18 protein-coding genes and 1 pseudogene are annotated in these 19804 nt (G+C 68.5%); 15 read left to right on the top strand and 4 right to left on the bottom strand.

Going from position 1 to position 19804, the window contains the following annotated elements; translation table 11 throughout:
- Positions 1-27: 27 nt before the first annotated feature.
- Together AQ610_RS23840 and AQ610_RS23845 are read right to left on the bottom strand one after the other, a co-directional pair.
- A complete protein-coding gene (locus tag AQ610_RS23840) occupies positions 28-297 on the bottom strand; it encodes a hypothetical protein (protein ID WP_006028769.1) in 270 nt (89 codons plus the stop codon).
- Positions 298-626: 329 nt separating this feature from the next.
- Positions 627-1634 carry a sigma-54 interaction domain-containing protein gene (locus tag AQ610_RS23845; protein WP_006028768.1) on the bottom strand — a complete coding sequence of 336 codons (1008 nt, stop codon included), beginning with the start codon at positions 1632-1634 and terminating at the stop codon, positions 627-629.
- A 701-nt stretch (positions 1635-2335) separates the two neighbouring features.
- Between AQ610_RS23845 and AQ610_RS23850 the strand changes: the two genes are divergently transcribed.
- From AQ610_RS23850 to AQ610_RS23860, 3 genes are all read left to right on the top strand, one after another.
- A complete protein-coding gene (locus AQ610_RS23850) occupies positions 2336-3073 on the top strand; it encodes a glutathione S-transferase (protein WP_009915282.1) in 738 nt (245 codons plus the stop codon).
- Positions 3074-3257: 184 nt separating this feature from the next.
- The gene (locus AQ610_RS23855; RefSeq protein WP_009915280.1) at positions 3258-3959 is read left to right on the top strand and encodes a YceH family protein; all 702 of its coding nucleotides are present in this window, start codon (positions 3258-3260) and stop codon (positions 3957-3959) included.
- 78 nt (positions 3960-4037) lie between these two features.
- Positions 4038-4223: a hypothetical protein gene (locus tag AQ610_RS23860; protein WP_006028765.1), complete on the top strand. Its 186-nt coding sequence runs from the start codon at positions 4038-4040 to the stop codon at positions 4221-4223.
- Positions 4224-4234: 11 nt separating this feature from the next.
- On the opposite strand, the gene AQ610_RS23865 is transcribed toward AQ610_RS23860, so the two are convergent.
- Positions 4235-5380 carry a GlxA family transcriptional regulator gene (locus tag AQ610_RS23865; protein WP_006028764.1) on the bottom strand — a complete coding sequence of 382 codons (1146 nt, stop codon included), beginning with the start codon at positions 5378-5380 and terminating at the stop codon, positions 4235-4237.
- Positions 5381-5669: 289 nt separating this feature from the next.
- Here AQ610_RS23865 and AQ610_RS23870 point away from each other — a divergent pair, with 289 nt between their 5' ends.
- The 6 genes from AQ610_RS23870 to AQ610_RS23895 all read left to right on the top strand — a co-directional run bounded on the left by AQ610_RS23870 (position 5670) and on the right by AQ610_RS23895 (position 12872).
- Complete coding sequence (locus AQ610_RS23870; protein ID WP_006028763.1) at positions 5670-7055, top strand: L-serine ammonia-lyase; 1386 nt, start codon at positions 5670-5672, stop codon at positions 7053-7055.
- Positions 7056-7071: 16 nt separating this feature from the next.
- On the top strand, positions 7072-8316 hold the full coding sequence (locus AQ610_RS23875) for a sarcosine oxidase subunit beta family protein (RefSeq protein ID WP_009915279.1): 1245 nt from the start codon (positions 7072-7074) through the stop codon (positions 8314-8316).
- Positions 8317-8496: 180 nt separating this feature from the next.
- Complete coding sequence (locus AQ610_RS23880; RefSeq protein ID WP_009915278.1) at positions 8497-8790, top strand: sarcosine oxidase subunit delta; 294 nt, start codon at positions 8497-8499, stop codon at positions 8788-8790.
- Positions 8787-11795, top strand: coding sequence for a sarcosine oxidase subunit alpha family protein (locus AQ610_RS23885; RefSeq protein ID WP_006028760.1), 3009 nt, complete (start codon positions 8787-8789; stop codon positions 11793-11795). Before AQ610_RS23880 ends, AQ610_RS23885 begins: the two co-directional genes overlap by 4 nt.
- A complete protein-coding gene (locus tag AQ610_RS23890; RefSeq protein ID WP_015603514.1) occupies positions 11785-12420 on the top strand; it encodes a sarcosine oxidase subunit gamma in 636 nt (211 codons plus the stop codon). The genes AQ610_RS23885 and AQ610_RS23890 overlap by 11 nt, the downstream gene beginning before the upstream one ends.
- Complete coding sequence (locus AQ610_RS23895) at positions 12420-12872, top strand: dihydroneopterin aldolase (protein ID WP_006028758.1); 453 nt, start codon at positions 12420-12422, stop codon at positions 12870-12872. The genes AQ610_RS23890 and AQ610_RS23895 overlap by 1 nt, the downstream gene beginning before the upstream one ends.
- 58 nt (positions 12873-12930) lie before the next feature.
- Here AQ610_RS23895 and AQ610_RS23900 read toward each other — a convergent pair.
- Positions 12931-13175 (bottom strand): annotated as a pseudogene (locus tag AQ610_RS23900) (hypothetical protein).
- 181 nt (positions 13176-13356) lie between these two features.
- On the opposite strand from AQ610_RS23900, the gene AQ610_RS23905 reads away from it, so the two are divergent.
- The 6 genes from AQ610_RS23905 to AQ610_RS23930 all read left to right on the top strand — a co-directional run bounded on the left by AQ610_RS23905 (position 13357) and on the right by AQ610_RS23930 (position 19764).
- Entirely contained in the window at positions 13357-13617 is a 261-nt protein-coding gene (locus AQ610_RS23905; protein WP_006028757.1) for a hypothetical protein, read from the top strand.
- Between the two features lie 111 nt (positions 13618-13728).
- Complete coding sequence (locus tag AQ610_RS23910) at positions 13729-14661, top strand: 2-hydroxyacid dehydrogenase (protein ID WP_006028756.1); 933 nt, start codon at positions 13729-13731, stop codon at positions 14659-14661.
- Between the two features lie 39 nt (positions 14662-14700).
- Positions 14701-15186: an OsmC family protein gene (locus AQ610_RS23915; protein WP_006028755.1), complete on the top strand. Its 486-nt coding sequence runs from the start codon at positions 14701-14703 to the stop codon at positions 15184-15186.
- Between the two features lie 474 nt (positions 15187-15660).
- The gene (locus AQ610_RS23920; RefSeq protein WP_043283174.1) at positions 15661-17811 is read left to right on the top strand and encodes a sensor histidine kinase; all 2151 of its coding nucleotides are present in this window, start codon (positions 15661-15663) and stop codon (positions 17809-17811) included.
- A gap of 25 nt (positions 17812-17836) precedes the next feature.
- Positions 17837-18289 (top strand): response regulator, encoded by a 453-nt coding sequence (locus AQ610_RS23925; protein WP_006028753.1) that lies wholly within the window; start codon positions 17837-17839, stop codon positions 18287-18289.
- Positions 18286-19764 carry a hybrid sensor histidine kinase/response regulator gene (locus AQ610_RS23930; protein ID WP_006028752.1) on the top strand — a complete coding sequence of 493 codons (1479 nt, stop codon included), beginning with the start codon at positions 18286-18288 and terminating at the stop codon, positions 19762-19764. Before AQ610_RS23925 ends, AQ610_RS23930 begins: the two co-directional genes overlap by 4 nt.
- Positions 19765-19804: the final 40 nt, after the last annotated feature.

Here is a 19804-nt window from a genome sequence, read left to right on the forward strand (position 1 = left end):
CGACGGCCGCGCGTCGTCGCGCTGCGTTCATGCGCGCTCCTGCGGCACGGGCGGCTTCCTGTAGAGGACGTGGCCGCCGGGCAGCATGCAGGTCGTGAGCACGCCCTGACGCACGAGCTGGTCGAGCGCGCGTTGAATGTGGTCGATCCGGAACATGGCTGCGCTCTCTTCGATCTCCGTTAGCCAATACGCCGCGATTCCGTCCACGGTGTCGGCCGCGTTCGGATGGTTCGCCAGGTATCGCGTGATCGTCTGGGCGATTCCGCGGCGGGCATCGTCGTCCTGCGTCGTGTTCATCCCGGCGGATACCCGACAGTGGCTGATGCCGCTTGCCACGCAAGCGGCGTACCAGGCGGCGGCTCGCCCGCCGGCCGCCGCGCCGCCGGGCAAATCGCGCGGCGGCGCTCGAGCGGGCTGGGGAAATGCACCGCACCCGCGGACACGCCGCGCCCCCGCCGCTCGTTGCGCGGCAACGCGCGGCGCGTCGGGCGCGCGGTCCGCATCCCCTGGGGGGAAATTTCCCTCGGCGCCGCGGTGGGTTCGGTCGCGTCGATCGGCGAAGGGGCGCGAGTGACGAAAGCGATCGCGTCGGATCGATCGGGATTCAACCGCGATTCAATCGCGACTCAATCCCGATTCGGCTGACCGGCGGCCGTGAAGCGCTGACGCTCGATGCCGTGCTTCCTGAGCAGCTTGCCGATGTCGCTGCGGTCCTTGCCCGACAATCGGGACGCGAGGCTCAGGTTGCCGCCGGAGCGCGACAGCAGTGCGACGATGTAGCTGCGCTCGAATTCCGCGACGGCCCGCGCCTTCGCGGCCTTGTACGATTCGTCCGCGGGCGTCGCGCACGCGATCGACGCGGCCGGGGCGTGCCCGTCGCCCGCCGTCGTCAGGTCGATGCAGCAGGCATCGCCGGCGAGCACGTATTCGCGCTGGATCAGGTTTTCGAGCTCGCGCACGTTGCCGGGCCACGTATGCCGGTTCAGCGCGGCGCGCGACCCCGGCAGCAGCGCCTTCGCGGGCCCCTTGCCGAGCCCGTTCAGGCGCTCGACGAAGGTGTCGGCGAGCAGCGCGACGTCGCCCGAACGCTCGCGCAGCGGCGGCAGATGCAAGGGCAGCACGTCGAGCCGATACAGCAGATCGGATCGGAACAGGCCCTTGCGGGCGAGAACGGCGAGATCGAGATTGGTCGCGGCGATCACGCGCGCATCGGAGCTGCGCAGCAGCGTGCCGCCGACGGGACGATATTCGCGGTCCTGCAGGAAGCGCAGCAGCGCAACCTGCGCGCGCGCGCTGAGCGCTTCGACTTCGTCGAGGAACAGCGTGCCGCCCCGCGCTTCGGTGATCAGCCCGTGCCGCGTTTCGCGCGCGTCGGTGAAGGCGCCGCGCACGTGGCCGAACAACTCGCTTTCGATCAGATGCTCGGGAATCGCGCCGCTGTTGACAGGCACGAACGGCAGGTCGCGCCGGTCGCTGAGGTAGTGCAGCGCGCGCGCCGCGAGTTCCTTGCCGGTGCCGGTTTCGCCCTGGATCAGCACGGCCGCGGCGCTGCTCGCGTACTTGCGTATCAGGTCGAGCGCCGCCAGAAAGCGCGGTGATTGGCCGATCAGGTTCAACCGCACGAAATCGTTCATGACGCTGCTCCCCCGTCGCGACACCGTGACATGCCCATTCGAGATTCGAGCTGATGCCTGTTTCACTTCTTAAAAGACAGACGTGTTAATTAATTGCTGTATTCGATCCATCCTGTTTTGTTGTCGTGGCAATAGACGAGGCGACGTCGATATCGTGCGGCCGGCTCGAATCATTTGTAGCATATTCTCGGTCGAACCACGAGCGGGCGTAACGCGCGCACGCCCACTTGCCGTTTGGCCGGAGATTCGTGCGTCGCGGATACCGATGCCGACGAGGCCAGTGCGGAATTTGCCGAATGCCGCGACTGCGCTGTTTGGGCGTGCAGGCCCGAAACGGCCGCATCGGCATCGTGCATTTTTCTTGTGGGCGATCTCGTGACGTTTTTTTATGAATTTCGTGAAATTTCATTTGAAAGGGAATAAACGAAATCAATCCGGCGCGAGTGATTTTCCTGGTCGCCGCCTCGGTCGCGAATAGGCCGCCGAATTCGTATAACAAATAGGGAAAGGCATATTCACTTGCGTTTCGGAATCGTTAATCGTCTGACGAAATGGCGATGCGCCGCGCGCCGGACGACGCGTTCGGCGCTTTGCGCCTAGACTGTCGCTTCGCGTCGGCGGCGATCGGCAAGGCCCGATTCGGAAACACCAGGCCGAGTGCCGGTTCCGACGAATTTCACGCAACGAACACGGAGGGCGGCATGCGCTACGAGCTTTACTACTGGCCGGACATTCAGGGGCGCGGCGAATTCGTGAGGCTCGCGCTCGAGGCGGCCGAAGCCGAATACGTCGACATCGCGCGCGAGTCGTCGCGCAAGGGAATGGGCGTGCCGGCGATGATGCGGCTGCTGGAAAGCGACTCTGCCGAATGCCTGCCGTTCGCGCCGCCGTTCCTGAAGGCCGGCGACCAGATCATCGGGCAGACGGCGAACATCCTGCTGTTTCTCGGCGCGCGGCACGACCTCGCGCCGCGCGACGACGCGGGCCGGCTCTGGGCGCATCAGTTGCAGTTGACGGTGTCCGACTTCGTCGTCGAGATTCACGACACGCATCACCCGATCGCGAGCGGCCTGTATTACGAGGATCAGAAAGCGCAGGCCGCGATGCGGGCGGAGGATTTCATCGAGCATCGGCTGCCCAAGTTTCTCGACTATTTCGGCAGGGTGCTCGCGCACAATCCGCACAAGCCGCACAGGCACGGCTACATGGTCGGCGCCCGCCTGACCTATGTCGACCTGTCGATGTTCCAGTTGATCGAGGGGTTGCGCTATGCGTTTCCCAAAGCGTTCTCGCACGTCGAAAAGCGGCATGCGGCGCTGATCGAGCTGCACGACCGGGTCGCGCAGCATCCGCCCGTCGCGCGCTATCTGGCGTCCGAGCGGCGCATTCCGTTCAACGAGCAGGGGATATTCCGGCATTACGCCGAGCTGGATCGATGAGCGGCGCGTGCGGGCCGCCGGCGACGGCCGTCCCGTCGATCCGCCGCGTCTTGTCCCGTCGCGACGAAGCAAGCGGGTATTACCCGAAGCGTCGAGCCCGGCTATCATTGGATGCGCTCGCGGGCCTGCGCCCGGCGCGCGCGATCCGACTCCAACACACGAGCACCCCGCAGCGACATCGCCCATGAATTCCACTCCCGACGCTTTCCAACGCCCGCCCCTTCGCGCGCTGACGCCGCTCGAGGCGCGCGTGCTCGGCGTATTGATCGAGAAGCAGCACACGGTTCCGGATACCTATCCGCTGTCGCTCAACGCGCTGACGGCCGGCTGCAACCAGAAGACCGCTCGCTCGCCGGTGATGAACGTGTCGGAGGCCGAGGTGCTGACGGCGATCGACGGCCTGAAGCGCCTGAGCCTCGCGTCGGAAGGCAGCAGCAGCCGCGTGCCGCGCTTCGAGCACAACATGAATCGCGTGCTCGGCATCCCGAGCCAGGCGGCCGCGCTGCTGACGATGCTGCTGCTGCGCGGTTCGCAGACGGCCGCGGAGCTGCGGCTGAACAGCGCGCGCCTGCACGGCTTCGCCGACATCTCGTCGGTCGAGGCGTTTCTCGACGAGCTCGCCGCGCGCACGCCGCCGCTCGTCGTCAAGCTCTCGCGCGCGCCGGGCGAGCGCGAGAGCCGGTGGCTGCATCTGCTGTGCGGCGACGTCGCGCCTGAAGCGCCCGCGCGCGGCGCGCACGACGACGCGGTGCCGCCGTCGGAGTTCGAGGCGCTGAAGGCCGAGCAGAAGGCGTTGACGGCGGAGCTCGCGCAACTGCGCGCGTTCGTCGAATACATGGCGAACGAACTCGGCATCGACGTCGGCAAGTTCACGCGCGAGTCTTGATGCCGGGCGCGATCAACGCCGACATCGCCCGGCACTGGCATTCAGGACGCGCCGCTCGCCGCGGCCGCCGCCGCATACTTGCCGGACGGTCTCGCGCCCGCGAGCGGCGAGCGCGCCGGCCGCTGCGCGCTGTATTTCTGCGACTGGCAGTTCGCGACCGCCGACGGCCTCGAATATCTCGACCCCGTCGGCAGCCAGTACAAGGAAACCCTCCTGCTCGTCGCGCCGGCGTCACGCCGAAGCCGCGCCGGAACATCGCGATGAGCGCGACACGCTCAGCCGGCGTCGATGCCGCTGCCGGATGCGCCCGCATCGGCATCCTCTTCCGAATCCGCCCCTGAATCCGCTCCCCAATCCATCTGCGCGTCGTCGGCCGTGCGCGCGATCGCTGCGTCCGCGCCGCCCGCCGCGCCGCCTTTCTCGCGGTAAGCCGCGGGCGGCGCGCCGAACTGCTTGCGGAACTCGCGCCCGAGGTGCGACGCGTCGGCGAACCCGCAGCTCGACGCGATGTCGGCGACGGTGCGGTCCGAGCTCGTCAAGAGCCACGCGGCCGTGCGCAGCCGCACCTGCTTGGCGAACGCCTGCGGGCCTTTGCCCGTCTGAGCCTTGAACAGCCGCTCGAGTTGCCGCGTCGACAGATCGAGCTTGCACGCGAGTTCGTCGAGCGGCAGCGCGCGCCCGACGTGCTGTTCCATCAGCAGGATCGCGCGCTTGACCTTCGGATGCGTCGCGGGCTCGAGCCCCGGCGGGTGCGGCTGCGGCGCGTTGCCTTTCTGCATCTCGCCGACGAGCAGGATGCGCAGCGCCTTTTGCACCGTCGCGTGATCGAAGTGGCGCAGCAGGATCGCCGCGGCGACGTCGATCGACGCGCGCCCGCCCGAGCACGTGATCCGCCGCCGGTCGATCACGAACAGCCGATCGGCGATCAGCAGATCCGGATCGGCGTTCGGAAAACGCTCGATGAAATCCCAGTAGTGGAACCAGCTCACGCATACGCGGTGCCCGTCGAGCACGCCCGCGCGCATCAGCGCGAACGCGCCCGTGCAGATCCCGACGAGGTTCGCGCCCGCCGCGGCCGCGCGGCGGACGAACTGCAGCGTCTGCGGCCCCGCCTGCGGCCCTGAATGCAGCAGGCCACCCACGACGACCACGTAGTCGAACGCGTCGGCTTCGTCGAACGTTCGCCACGGCGTCACCTGGATCCCGCAGCTCGCGCGCACGGGCGCGAGCGTGTCGCCGATCACGGTCCACGAGCAGCGCACGGGCTTGCTGTGGTCGCCGTCGTCGGCGGACAGCCGCAGCATGTCGACGAACCCCGAGAACGCGGTCAGCGTGAAGTTCGGCAGCAGCACGATCCCGAAGCGCAGGCGCGGCTGCGCGGAATCGGCGGCGAGGGGCGAGGCGGGTACGTCGGCGGTCATGTCTGCAAAATCGTCGGTTGGCCGGGGCGCGGCCCGGCGTGTCTCCGGCCCGCGGGCGTCCGACGGGCGGGCCGCCGCGCAGTCCGTACTGCGAGCGTCGCCGATCGGGCTGCGCGGAACTTGTGTTTTTTCGCCGCGAACCATCGCCGAAACGCACGGCATGGCCGTCTGTCGCGGCGGTTGGCGGCGGCGTCCCACGCCGATGCCGCTTTTGTTCTATCGGCGGATTTTACGCTTTGATGTACTGACGTCCAACGTCAACCCAGCATCGCTACGCAAGGGCAGCCAGATGAACGTCAGCGTTTTCGATCTGTTCAAGATCGGCATCGGTCCGTCGAGCTCGCACACGGTCGGCCCGATGATCGCCGCGCGCCGGTTCGCGTCGCACGTCGAGGATGCGAACCTGCTCGGCTTCGTGCGCCGCGTGCGGGCCGAGCTGTACGGCTCGCTCGGCGCGACGGGCAAGGGCCACGGCACCGACAAGGCGGTGCTGCTCGGCCTCGAAGGGCATTTGCCCGACCTGATCGATCCCGATCTGATCGAGCCCCGCCTGAAGGCGATTCGCGCGGAGAAGTCGCTCGCGCTGCTCGGCAAGCGCAGCATCCGCTTCGACGAAAAGGACGACATCGGCTTCTATCGCAAGCTGATGAGCGGCACGGGCGTCGTCCATCCGAACGGCATGCGCTTCCAGGCGTTCGACGAGCACGGCCAGTTGCTCGTCGAGAAAGAGTATTACTCGGTCGGCGGCGGCTTCGTCGTGAACCGCGACGGCGATCGCGTGAACGGCGCGCGCGCGGCAACTGACGTGCCGTATCCGTTTCGCACCGGCGACGACCTGATGCGCGCGTGCCGCGCGAGCGGCCTGTCGATCGCCGAGCTCACGCTGCGCAACGAATGCGCGCTGCGCCCCGCCGACGAAGTGCGCGCTGGCCTCGTCGCGATCTGGAGGACGATGGCCGCGTGCGTCGAGCGCGGCTGCAAGGTCGACGGCGAGCTGCCCGGCCCGATGCGCGTGAAGCGCCGCGCGGCCGAGCTCCACACGCGGCTGCGCAGCCGGTCGGAGGAATCGCTGCGCGATCCGCTGTCGATGCTCGACTGGGTGAACCTCTACGCGATGGCGGTCAACGAGGAGAACGCGGCGGGCGGGCGTGTCGTCACCGCGCCGACGAACGGCGCGGCGGGCGTGATTCCGGCCGTTCTCCACTACTACGTGAAGTTCGTGCCGGGCTCGAACGAGGCGGGGATCGTCGACTTCCTGCTGACCGCCGCCGCGATCGGCATCATCTACAAGGAAACCGCGTCGATCTCCGGCGCGGAGGTGGGCTGCCAGGGCGAGGTCGGCGTCGCGTGCTCGATGGCCGCCGCCGCGCTCGCCGCGGTGATGGGCGGCACGCCCGGCCAGGTCGAGAACGCGGCCGAGATCGGCATGGAGCACAACCTCGGGATGACGTGCGACCCCGTCGGCGGCCTCGTGCAGATTCCGTGCATCGAGCGCAACGCGATGGGCGCGATCAAGGCGCTCAACGCGTCGCGCATCGCGCTCAAGGGCGACGGCCAGCACTACGTGTCGCTCGATTCCGTCATCAAGACGATGCGCGAGACGGGCGCCGACATGAAGACGAAATACAAGGAAACGTCGCGCGGCGGGCTCGCCGTGAACGTCATCGAATGTTAACGAAAGGTCCATCAACATGAGCCGCTACTCGATATTCAGCCTGTTCCGCAACGGCCTGTCGTATCACGAGAACTGGGAAAAGCAGTGGAAGAGCCCGGAGCCGAAGCGCGAATACGACGTCGTGATCGTCGGCGGCGGCGGGCACGGCCTCGCGACCGCGTACTACCTCGCGAAGGAGCACGGAATCACGAACGTCGCGGTGCTCGAGAAAGGCTGGATCGGCGGCGGCAACACCGCGCGCAACACGACGATCGTGCGCTCGAACTACCTGTGGGACGAATCCGCCGCGCTCTACGAAAAGGCGATGAAACTGTGGGAAGGCCTCGCGCAGGACCTGAACTACAACGTGATGTTCAGCCAGCGCGGCGTGATGAACCTCGCGCATACGCTGCAGGACGTGCGCGACACCGAGCGCCGCGTGAACGCGAACCGGCTGAATGGCGTCGACGCCGAGTTCCTCACGCCCGCGCAGATCAAGGAGCTCGAGCCGACGATCAACCTGAACAGCCGCTACCCGGTGCTCGGCGCGTCGATCCAGCGGCGCGGCGGCGTGGCTCGCCACGACGCGGTGGCCTGGGGCTTCGCGCGCGGCGCGGACCGCGCGGGCGTCGACATCATCCAGAACTGCCAGGTGACGGGCATCCGGCGCGAAGGCGGCGCGGTGGTCGGCGTCGATACGGTCAAGGGCTTCATCAAGGCGAAGAAGGTCGCGGTGGTGGCGGCCGGCAACACGACGACGCTCGCCGACATGGCGGGCGTGCGGCTGCCGCTCGAAAGCCATCCGCTGCAGGCGCTCGTGTCCGAGCCGATCAAGCCGGTCGTCAACACGGTCGTGATGTCGAACGCGGTGCATGCGTACATCAGCCAGTCCGACAAGGGCGACCTCGTGATCGGCGCGGGCATCGACCAATACACGGGCTTCGGCCAGCGCGGCAGCTTCCAGATCATCGAGGGCACGCTGCAGGCGATCATCGAGATGTTCCCGGTGTTCTCGCGCGTGCGGATGAACCGCCAGTGGGGCGGGATCGTCGACGTGTCGCCGGACGCGTGCCCGATCATCAGCAAGACCGACGTGAAGGGCCTGTATTTCAACTGCGGCTGGGGCACGGGCGGCTTCAAGGCGACGCCGGGCTCGGGCTGGGTGTTCGCGCACACGATCGCGCGCGACGCGCCGCACGAGCTGAACGCGCCGTTCGCGCTCGAGCGCTTCTACACCGGCCACCTGATCGACGAGCACGGCGCGGCCGCCGTCGCGCACTGACCGACAACCACCGCGCACTGGCGTGCATGGGGCTGGAGTAAAGCGCTGAAGCGCTAACTCTGGTCGACCGCGAAGCATGGGACCAGAGTAAGCGCTGAAGCGCTAACTCTGGTCGACCGCAAAGCATGGGACCAGAGTAAGCGCTAAAGCGCTAACTCTGGTCGACAAAGGAGAACGAACATGTTGCTGATCGAATGTCCGTGGTGCGGCCCGCGCGCCGAATCCGAATTCAGTTGCGGCGGCGAAGCCGACATCGCGCGACCGCTCGATACCGACACGCTGTCCGACCGCGAATGGGGCGACTACGTGTTCATGCGCAGGAATCCGCGCGGCGCGCATCGAGAGCAATGGCTGCACACGCAGGGCTGCCGCCGCTGGTTCGTCGCGCAGCGCGATACCGTCACCTACGAATTCCAAGGCTACGAAACGTTCGGCGGCGCCGCCGACGACGCAGCAAAGGACACGAGCAAATGAGCCAGAAAGACCGACTCGGCGCAGGCGGGCGCATCAACCGCGCACAGCCGCTCACCTTCACGTTCAACGGCCGCACGTATCAGGGCTTCCAGGGCGACACGCTCGCGTCGGCGCTGCTCGCGAACGGCGTGCACTTCGTCGCGCGCAGCTTCAAGTATCACCGCCCGCGCGGAATCGTGACGGCGGGCGTCGACGAGCCGAACGCCGTCGTGCAGCTCGAAACCGGTGCGCATACGGTGCCGAACGCGCGCGCGACCGAGATCGAGCTGTATCAGGGGCTCGTCGCGACGAGCGTGAACGCGAAGCCGTCGCTCGAGCACGACCGGATGGCGGTGATGCAGAAGTTCGCACGCTTTTTGCCGGCGGGCTTCTACTACAAGACGTTCATGTGGCCGCGCAACCTGTGGCCGAAGTACGAAGAGAAGATCCGCGAGGCGGCGGGCCTCGGCAAGGCGCCCGACACGCTCGACGCCGACCGCTACGACAAGTGCTACGCGCACTGCGACGTGCTCGTCGTCGGCGGCGGCCCGACGGGGCTCGCGGCCGCGCATGCGGCGGCCGCGAACGGCGCGCGCGTGATCCTCGTCGACGATCAGCGCGAACTGGGCGGCAGCCTGCTCGCGGCCCGCGCGGAGATCGACGGCAAGCCGGCGCTGCAATGGGTCGAGAAGATCGAGGCGGCGCTCGCGAAGCTGCCCGACGTGAAGATCCTCACGCGCAGCACCGCGTTCGGCTATCAGGATCACAACCTCGTGACCGTCGTGCAGCGGCTCACCGATCATCTGCCGGTGTCGATGCGCAAGGGCACGCGCGAGATGATCTGGAAGGTGCGCGCGAAGCGCGTGATCCTCGCCGCGGGCGCGCACGAGCGGCCGCTCGTGTTCGGCAACAACGATCTGCCGGGCGTGATGACCGCGTCGGCCGTGTCGACGTACATCCATCGCTACGGCGTGCTGCCGGGGCGCGTCGCGGTCGTCGCGACGAACAACGATCGCGGCTATCAGTGCGCGCTCGACCTGAAGGCGTGCGGCGCGAAGGTGACGGTCGTCGACGCGCGCGCGTCGACGCGCGGCGCACTCCCCGCGGTCGCGAAGCGCAACGGCATCACGGTGATGAGCGGCGCGGTCGTGTCGAGCGCGGCGGGCGGGCTGCGGGTCGCGTCGGTCGACGTCGCGTCATACGCGAGCGGCAAGTCGGGCGGCAGGATCGCGACGCTGCCGTGCGATCTCGTCGCGATGTCGGGCGGCTTCAGCCCGGTGCTGCACCTGTTCGCGCAGTCGGGCGGCAAGGCGCACTGGAACGACGACAAGGCGTGCTTCGTGCCCGGCAAGCCGGTGCAGGCGGAAGCGAGCGTCGGCGCGGCGGCGGGCGAGTTCGAGCTGTCGCGCGCGCTGCGGCTCGCGGTCGGCGCGGGCGTCGCCGCGGCGAAGTCGACGGGCTTCGCCGCCGAGCGGCCGCCCGTGCCGAAGGTCGCCGAGGCGGTCGAGGACGCGCTGCTGCCGTTGTGGCTCGCGAGCGGTGCCGCAGCGGCGGTTCGCGGTCCGAAGCAGTTCGTCGACTTCCAGAACGACGTCGGCGCGGCCGATATCCTGCTCGCCGCGCGCGAAGGCTTCGAGTCGGTCGAGCACGTGAAGCGCTACACGGCGATGGGCTTCGGCACCGATCAGGGCAAGCTCGGCAACATCAACGGGATGGCGATTCTCGCGCAGGCGCTCGGCCAGACGATTCCGGAGACGGGCACGACGACGTTCCGCCCGAACTACACGCCGGTGTCGTTCGGCGCGTTCGCGGGCCGCGAGCTCGGCGATTTCCTCGACCCGGTGCGCAAGACCTGCGTCCACGAATGGCACGTCGAGCACGGCGCGATGTTCGAGGACGTCGGCAACTGGAAGCGGCCGTGGTATTTCCCGAAGCGCGGCGAGGATCTGCACGCGGCGGTGAAGCGCGAATGCCTCGCGGTGCGCAACGGCGTCGGCATCCTCGATGCGTCGACGCTCGGCAAGATCGACATCCAGGGCCCGGATGCGGTGAAGCTGCTGAACTGGGTCTACACGAATCCGTGGAACAAGCTCGAAGTCGGCAAGTGCCGCTACGGGCTGATGCTCGACGAGAACGGGATGGTGTTCGACGACGGCGTGACGGTGCGCCTCGGCGAGCAGCACTTCATGATGACGACGACGACGGGCGGCGCCGCGCGCGTGCTCACGTGGCTCGAGCGCTGGCTGCAGACGGAATGGCCGGACATGTCGGTGCGCCTCGCGTCCGTCACCGATCACTGGGCGACGTTCGCGGTGGTCGGGCCGAAGAGCCGCAAGGTCGTGCAGAAGGTGTGCAAGGACATCGACTTCGCGAACGACGCGTTCCCGTTCATGAGCTATCGCGACGGCACGGTCGCCGGCGTGAAGTCGCGCGTGATGCGCATCAGCTTCTCGGGCGAGCTCGCATACGAAGTGAACGTGCCGGCGAACGCGGGCCGCGCGGTGTGGGAAGCGCTGATGGAAGCAGGCGCGGAGTTCGACATCACGCCGTACGGCACCGAGACGATGCACGTGCTGCGCGCGGAGAAGGGCTACATCATCGTCGGTCAGGATACCGACGGATCGATCACGCCGTTCGATCTCGGCATGGGCGGGCTCGTCGCGAAATCGAAGGACTTCCTCGGCCGCCGGTCGCTCGCGCGCGCCGATACCGCGAAGAGCGGCCGCAAGCAGTTCGTCGGCCTGCTGACCGACGACGCGCAATACGTGCTGCCGGAAGGCGGCCAGATCGTCGAGGTCGATGCGGCCGCGCGCGCGGACGGCACGACGCCGATGCTCGGCCATGTGACGTCGAGCTATTACAGCCCGATCCTGAAGCGCTCGATCGCGCTCGCGGTCGTGAAGGGCGGGTTGAGCAGGATGGGCGAGCGCGTCGCGGTCTCGCTCGCGAACGGGCGGCGCGTCGCCGCGACGATTTCGAGCCCGGTTTTCTACGACACCGAAGGGGTACGTCAACATGTGGAATGAAACGAGAAACGAAGCTTCGGTGGCGGTGCACGCGCAAGGCGGCGCGCGGCTCGAATCGCCGCTCGTCGGCGCGGGCGACGCGCTGAAGGCGTATGACGCGCGCGGCTCGAAGGCATTCCGGTTCCGCGAGCGGCCGTTCCTCGATCTCGTGAACGTGCGCGGCGAGCCGAACGATTCCGCGTTCGTGCGCGCGTTCGAGCAGGTGGTCGGCTGCCGGCCGCCCGTGAAGCCGAACACCGTCGCGCGCGGCGCGGACCACGACGTGCTGTGGCTCGGCCCCGACGAGTGGCTCGTGCGCTCGAACGGCGCGGTCGCGGCGGGCGCGCTCGAAGCAAAGCTTGCGCAAGCGGTGCAGGGGCTCCATGCGGCGGCGGTCGACGTCGGCAGCGGCTACACGGTCGTCGAGGCGAGCGGCGCGCGCGCGCGCGACGTGCTCGCGCGCGGCTGTCCGCTCGATCTGCACCCGCGCGTGTTCGGCGTCGGGCAGTGCGCGCAGAGCCATTACTTCAAGGCGTCGATCACACTCGTGCCGATGGGCGACGAGGCGTTCGACATCGTCGTGCGCCGCAGCTTCGCCGATTACTTCTGCCGCATCATGCTCGACGCGGCGACGCCGCTCGCCTGATGAAGCCCGCCGAAGGGCCGTTCGCGGCGCTCGATCCGGCGCGCGGACGCGGCTGGAGCGTGTTCGTCGACGCGCTGAAGGTGCCGGCGCGCATCGGCATCCACCCGCACGAGCACGCGGCGCCGCAGCCCGTCGTGATCGACGCGCGGCTCGCCTATCGGCGCGAGCCGTCGGAGGCGGGCGGCGACGGCTGGATCGACTACGACGCGTATTGCGCGCGGCTCGCGTCGTTCCTTGCGCACAAGCCGCATACGCGCCTGCTCGAGACGCTCGCGCTCGAGATCGCCGTGCTGTCGTTCGACGAGTGGCCGGCGCTCGACGCGCTGACGCTCGCGCTGCACAAGCCGAAGATCCGGCCGGGGACGAAGCGGGTCGGTGTCGAGCTCGACTGGACGCGCGCCGATCATGCGGCGTGGCGCGCGGCCGCGCGGGAGGCGGCCGCGCGCGGCTGAACGGGCGGGCGTGCGCGATCGCCCGTTCAGCCGCGCGCCGGCCTCGCCGGGCCGCGCGTCACGAGCACGCCTTGCCGTGCGACGCGCGGAAGCCCTGCGCCTTTGCGGCCGCTTCCGGCATGTACTCGCCGTGCTGGGTCTTGCCTAGCGCTTGTCGGCCGCGCAGTGGTACACCTTCGTGTCGGTGTTTACCCACACCTGGCCGGGCGCGCCGGCGGGCGCGCTCGCCGGCGCTTGCGCGAAGCTGCTGATCGAGAAGCACAGGCCGGCGGCGAGTGCCGAGAGAATCGCGGTCGTTTTCATTTCCGCTCCTGACTATCCTTGGGGTTGGCGCACGTGGCGACGCGCGCGCGGCCCATCGAAAATGCAACGATGCGTGACAGCGTGCAACAGCCGGTCGCGTGCGCGCGCGGCAGGGCGGGCGGCGCGATCGTGAGATACTCGCCACCCTGCCGCGCCGCGGCGTACATCGACGGGAGCCGCCGTGTTTGCGAGTTTTGAACCGACCCACACCGGATTTGTCGCGGAAATCGACGGTTGCCGATGCAGCATCGAGGGCGCGCCGTCGCCGATTGCCGACCGGATCGACTGGCGCTGGACGATCGCGCAGCCGGAGCCGGACAACCTCGACGGCTCCGATCCCTACCGGTACGAAGTGCTCGCGACGGGCGAAACCGTGACGCCGCTGCAGGCCGAGCAGCAGATCGTCGCGTGGCTCGAAGCGCATCCGCCCGAGGACGCGTGAGCGCGCGTCCCGCCGCTCGCCGCTCGCCGAACAGGGCTTTCCGGCGGGGCGACGCGTTCGGCGCGTTCCATTGTTACACTGGCGTCAACGTTCCTTCCGCCGACGCCCGCCATGAAGCCCCAACTGCTCGTGCTGATCCCGCTGCGCGACCACGCGCACGCGCAAGTTGCCGACGCATTCGACGTCCTCCACGCCCCCACGCCCGACCAGCGCCGCGCAGCGATCGCCGAGCGCGGCGCCGCCGTGCGGGCGGTGCTGACGAACGGCACGGTCGGCCTCTTCGCCGACGAGATCGCGCGCCTGCCGAAGCTGGAATTCATCGCCGCGCTCGGCGTCGGCTACGAGAACATCGCGCTCGACGATGCGCGCTCGCGCGGCGTCGTCGTCGTCAACGGCGCGGGCACGAACGACGATTGCGTTGCCGATCACGCGTTCGCGCTGCTGCTCGCCGCGGTGCGCGGCGTGCCGAAGCTCGACGCGGCGTGCCGCGCGGGCGTGTGGCGCGATGCGCTGCCGATGCCGCCGAACGTGTCCGGCAAGCGGCTCGGGATCGTCGGGCTCGGCAACATCGGCGAGAAGATCGCGCGCCGCGCGGCGGGCTTCGATCTCGACATCGGCTATCACAACCGCCGGCCGCGCGAAGGCGCGGCGTACCGCTATTTCGCCGAACTCCACGCGCTCGCGCGCTGGGCGGACTTTCTCGTCGTCGCGACGCCGGGCGGCGCGGCGACGCGGCATCTGATCGACGCGCGCATCCTCGACGCGCTCGGCGAGCGCGGCTTTCTCGTCAACGTGTCGCGCGGCAGCGTCGTCGACACGGCGGCGCTCGCCGACGCGTTGCGCGCGGGCCGCGTCGCGGGCGCGGGGCTCGACGTCTACGAAGGGGAGCCTCAGCCGCCGCGCGCGCTCGCGGCGCTCGACAACGTCGTGCTGACGCCGCACTTGGGCGGCTGGTCGCCTGAGGCGCTCGAGCGCTCGGTGCGCCAGTTCCTCGAGAACGCGGCGCGCCACTTCGCGGGGCAGCCGGTGCTGACGCCGATCTGACGGACGACCATTGCGACGCGAACACATCAGGGAGAAGCGATGTCGACCTACACGGCCGAAGTGGCGTGGCAGAAGCAGGAAGGCGAGACGTTTGCGGACAACCGCTACAGCAGGAAGCACGAGTGGCGCTTCGACGGCGGCGTTCGCGTGCCGGCGTCGAGCTCGCCGCACGTGGTGCGCGTGCCGTTTTCCGATCCGGCGGCGGTCGATCCGGAAGAGGCGTTCGTCGCGGCGCTGTCGAGCTGCCACATGCTATGGTTCCTGTCGCTCGCCGCGCAGAAGAAGCTCGTCGTGACCGGCTATCGCGACGTTGCCGAAGGCACGATGGCGAAGAACGCGCAGGGCCAGGAAGTGATGACGCGCGTCGTGCTGAAGCCGCACGTGACGTTCGGCGGCGAGCGCGCGCCGACGCGCGACGAAGTCGATGCGCTGCACCACGCGGCGCACGACGCTTGCTATCTCGCGAACTCGGTCAAGAGCGACATCGACATCGAAGGAAGCTGGGCGCACGAGCCCGCGCGTTGAGCGGGCGATCCCGAGGGCGGCGTCGCCGCTGGCGGCTCGGCTCGATCCGATCGATCGCCGTCCATCCATTCGTCGCGTTTCGCGCGGCCAGCCGCGCATCGCCGCGGCCGGCCGCGCGCCGCGCCGATGCAGGCCGGGCGTTTCGCCTGCGTCGCCCATCCGGGCGGCGCCATGTGGCCATCGAAGGTTGCGGCGGTGGTGTCCGTCGCCTAATCTCCAGACATCATTCGCCCATTGCGCCGGCGCGCCGAGCGTGTCGCTCGCGCGGCCGGCGCTTTCACCTGGGCGCGCAACGGCCGCCGGCGCGCGCCCGAACCGGAAGACGCCGCATCCGCCGGCCGGACGGCGCGCGCCGCGCGCGGCGCGGGAACGGTCCGGAACCCGCATCGGCGCGCCGCGAGCGCGGCGGGCGTCCGCATCCCGCGATCGAGCTTGCGAATGGCTTTCTGGCAAAGACACCTCGGGGGAGTCGAGATGGCCTCGGGCATCAGGCGATTGGGGAAAAAAGTGTCGCGCTGGATCGACTTCGGCTTGTGGGCCGCCGCCGTGCTGCTGCTGCTGACGGCGGGCATCGGCGCGCTCGGCACGGCCCGCCTGTTCGACAGCGAGGCGGACGTCCATCGCGCGAGCGAAGTGATATCGGGTCTCGAACGGCTGCTGTCGTTGACCCGCGACATGGAGACGGGGCAGCGCGGCTACATCCTCACCGGCAAGCCGGATTATCTTCAGCCTTACGAAGCGGCCTTGCCCGAAATCCGCAAGCAGTTCGATGCGCTCGCGCCGCTCGTTCAGGACGACGCCGTCCAGCAGCGGCGGCTCGCGACGCTGCGCACGCTGCTCGAGAAAAAGCAGAAAGAGCTCGCGGTGACGATCGAGCTTCGCAAGACCGAGGGATTCGACGCGGCGGAGGCGATCGTCTCGAGCGATGCGGGCAAGATCTTCATGGACCTCGCGCGGGCGATGGTCAACGAAATGGAGACGACCGTCCAGCAGCAATTGAGCGTGCTGCGCGATCGCGCGAGGGCGACGCGCGACATCGCCATCGGCGTAGGGCTCGCGTCCGGGCTGCTCACGCTCGTCGTGTGCGTATCGTTCGGCTACGTGATGCGCCGCCTGCTGCTCGTCGAGGCGGCCGCGGCCCACGATCTTTTCGAGCAGCGCGAACTGCTGCACGTGACGCTCGCGAGCATCGGCGACGGCGTGATCGCGACGGACGTCGGCGGCCGCATCACGTTCTTCAACCGGGTGGCCGAGCAGATGACCTCGCTCGCCGCCGCTGCCGCCGTGGGCCAGCCGATCGAGCAGGTGCTGACTTTCCGGCACGCGGCGACGCAACGCGTGATCGACAATCCGGCGCGCGTCGCGGTCGAGCGCAAACGCACCGCGACCTTGCCCGTCCACTCGCGCTTCGTCGATCGCGGCGGCCGGGAGCTGCCGGTGGACGGCAATGCCGCGCCGACCTTCGACGCGAAGGGCAAGCTCGTCGGCGCGGTGCTCGTCGTGCGCGACGTGTCGGAGCGCGAGCGGGCCGAGGAGCGGTTCCGGCTCGCCGTCGAGGCCGCCCCGAACGCGATGATCATGGTGGGGCGCGACGGCAGGATCGTGCTCGTCAATTCGCAGGCCGAAAAATTGTTCGGCTACGCGCGCGGCGACATGATCGGGCACGGCATCGACATGCTGGTGCCCGAGCGTTTTCGTGCCGGGCATTCGGCGTACCGCGGCGCGTTCTTCGGCAAGCCGGACGCGCGGCCGATGGGCGAGGGGCGCGACCTTTTCGGCTTGCGCCGCGACGGCGGCGAATTTCCGGTCGAAATCGGCCTGAATCCGATCACGACGTCGGAGGGCGCGTTCGTGCTGTGCTCGATCGCCGACATCACCGCGCGCAAGCGCGCGGAACTCGAGCTGCGCCGCAGAAGCGAGGAGCTTGCGCGCTCGAATCAGGATCTCGAGCAGTTCGCCTACGTCGCGTCTCACGATCTGCAGGAGCCGCTGCGCGCGGTCGCGGGGCCGCTGCAACTGCTGCAGCGGCGATATCAGGGCCAGCTCGACGCGCGGGCCGACGAGTTTATCGGCCACGCGGTCGACGGTGCGACGAGAATGCAGTCGCTGATCGACGACCTGCTCAGCTATTCGCGCGTCGGGCGGCTCGAGGACGCGCGCCAGCCGGTCGATGGCGAGCGCGCGCTCGACGAGGCGCTGCGCAACCTGAGCGCGGCCATTCGCGAATCCGGCGCGCAGATCACGCATGACCGGTTGCCGGTCGTTCACGGCATTGCGGCCCAGCTCGTGCTGCTGTTGCAGAACCTGATCGGCAATGCGATCAAGTTCCGCAGCAAGGATCGCGTCGCGCAGATTCATCTGGAAGCGGATGCGCGCGACGACGCATGGGTGTTCCGGGTTCGGGACAACGGCATCGGGATCGATCCGCAGTATTTCGAGCGCATCTTCCTGATCTTCCAGCGCCTGCATACGCGGCGCGAATATCCGGGAACGGGGCTTGGGCTCGCGCTCTGCAAGCGGATCGTCGAGCACCACGGCGGCCGCATCTTCGTCGAATCCGAGCCGGGGCGGGGCACGACGTTTTCGTTTACGCTGTCCCGGCCGGGCGCCGATGAAACGCATTGACCGCGCTACCCGAAGGAGGTGAGCGATGATTGCCGATGAGCGAGGGAATTTCGTCGAGATCCTGCTGGTCGAGGACAGTCCGACCGACGTGATGATGACCAGGGAGGCGCTCGAATACTACAAGGTGCTCAACCCGCTGCGGGTCGTCGAGGACGGCGTCGCGGCGATGGCGTACCTGAGGCGCGAAGGGCCCTACGCGAGCGCGCGGCGGCCGGGCCTCATCATCCTCGATCTGAACCTGCCGAAGAAGAGCGGCCGCGAAGTGCTGCAGGAACTGAAGCTCGATCCGGATCTCAGCACGATTCCGGTCGTGATCCTGACGACGTCGAAATCGGATGAGGACGTCGCGCGATCGTACGGACTGCATGCGAATTGCTATATCACGAAGCCCGTCGATTTCGCGAAATTCACGCACGTCGTGCACAGCATCAACGAGTTCTGGCTCGGCGTCGTCACGTTGCCGCCCGTCAAGCCATGAGTTCGCCGTCGAAAAACGTCGAGATCCTGCTGGTCGAAGACAGCGTGACCGATGCGCTGCTCATCGGCGAAGCGCTGACCGACGTGACGGAGTTCGCGCCGCGCGTGGTCAACGCCGAGCTGCTGTCGGCCTCGCTCGAGCTTGCGAAGCACGCGCACTTCGACGTCGTGCTGCTCGATCTGGGCTTGCCCGATGCGCACGGGCTCGACACGTTCCGCCGCTTCCACCGGCAGGTGCCCGACGTTCCGGTGCTCGTGCTGACGGGGCTCGACGACCTGTCCGTCGGGCTGCAGGCGATTCAGGAAGGCGCGCAGGACTATCTGCTGAAGAAGCGGGTCGAGACGCCGCTGCTGAGCCGGGCGATACGCTACGCGATGGAGCGGCACCGCGTGGCCGCGGCGCTCTCGGCGAGCGAGGAACGGTTCCAGCTCGCGGTCAGCGGCGCGAGCGCGGGGCTTTGGGACTGGAATCCGAAGACGGGCGCGATGTATCTGTCGCCGCACTTCAAGAAGATCATGGGCTACGAGGACCATGAACTGCCCGACGAGATCACGGGGCACCGGGAATCGATTCATCCGGACGATCTGGCGCGCGTGATCGACGCGCTGAAGGCTCACCTCGAGCATCGCGACACGTACGACGTCGAATACCGGGTGCGCACGCGCTCGGGCGATTTCCGATGGATCCAGTCGCGCGGGCAGGCGCTGTGGAACAGCGCGGGCGAACCGTACCGGATGGTCGGCTGGATCATGGACGTCACCGACCGCAAGCGCGACGAAGACGCGCTGCGGGTGTCGCGCGAGGAGCTGCGCCGCCTGTCGGCCCACATCCAGAGCATTCGCGAGGAGGAGAAAACGCGCATCGCGCGGGAATTGCACGACGACCTCGGCCAGCAATTGACGGCGCTGAAGATGGCGGTCACGCTGGTCGACAACGAGCTGAAGGAGGCGGGCTGGACATCGCGAACGAGCCGCTTGCCGAACGTCTATGCGTTGATCGGCCAGTTGCTCGACTCGGTGCGGCGGATCGCGGCGGACCTGCGCCCCGTGATGCTGGACGATCTCGGGCTGCTTGCGGCGATCGAGTGGCTGACGCACGAGTTCGCCGCGCGATACCGGATTCCGGTGACGAGCCGCATCGAAGCCGACGACATCGCGTTCAACCGCGACAGCGCGACCGAGGTGTTCCGCATCGTTCAGGAGGCGCTGACCAATGTCGCCCGGCATTCGGCGGCGACCGAAGTCACGCTCGACATCGTGCGCGACGAGCCGAACTGCGTCGTGCGGATCGCCGACAATGGCCGCGGCACGGCGCGCGACACGCGTCCGAACCGGCATTCGCTCGGCCTGCTCGGGATGCGCGAGCGCGCGGCGCGCCTCGGCGGCGAGATCCGGATCGACACCGCGCCCGGCCGGGGATTCGCGTTGACGGCAACGCTGCCGCTCGCCGTGATCGAGGCGGCCGATTCGGCCTGACGGCGTCGGCGTCGCCGGCGGCGTTGGCGGCGATTTCGCC

Origin of the sequence: Burkholderia humptydooensis, assembly GCF_001513745.1 — a bacterium.
GTDB classification, from domain to species: domain Bacteria; phylum Pseudomonadota; class Gammaproteobacteria; order Burkholderiales; family Burkholderiaceae; genus Burkholderia; species Burkholderia humptydooensis.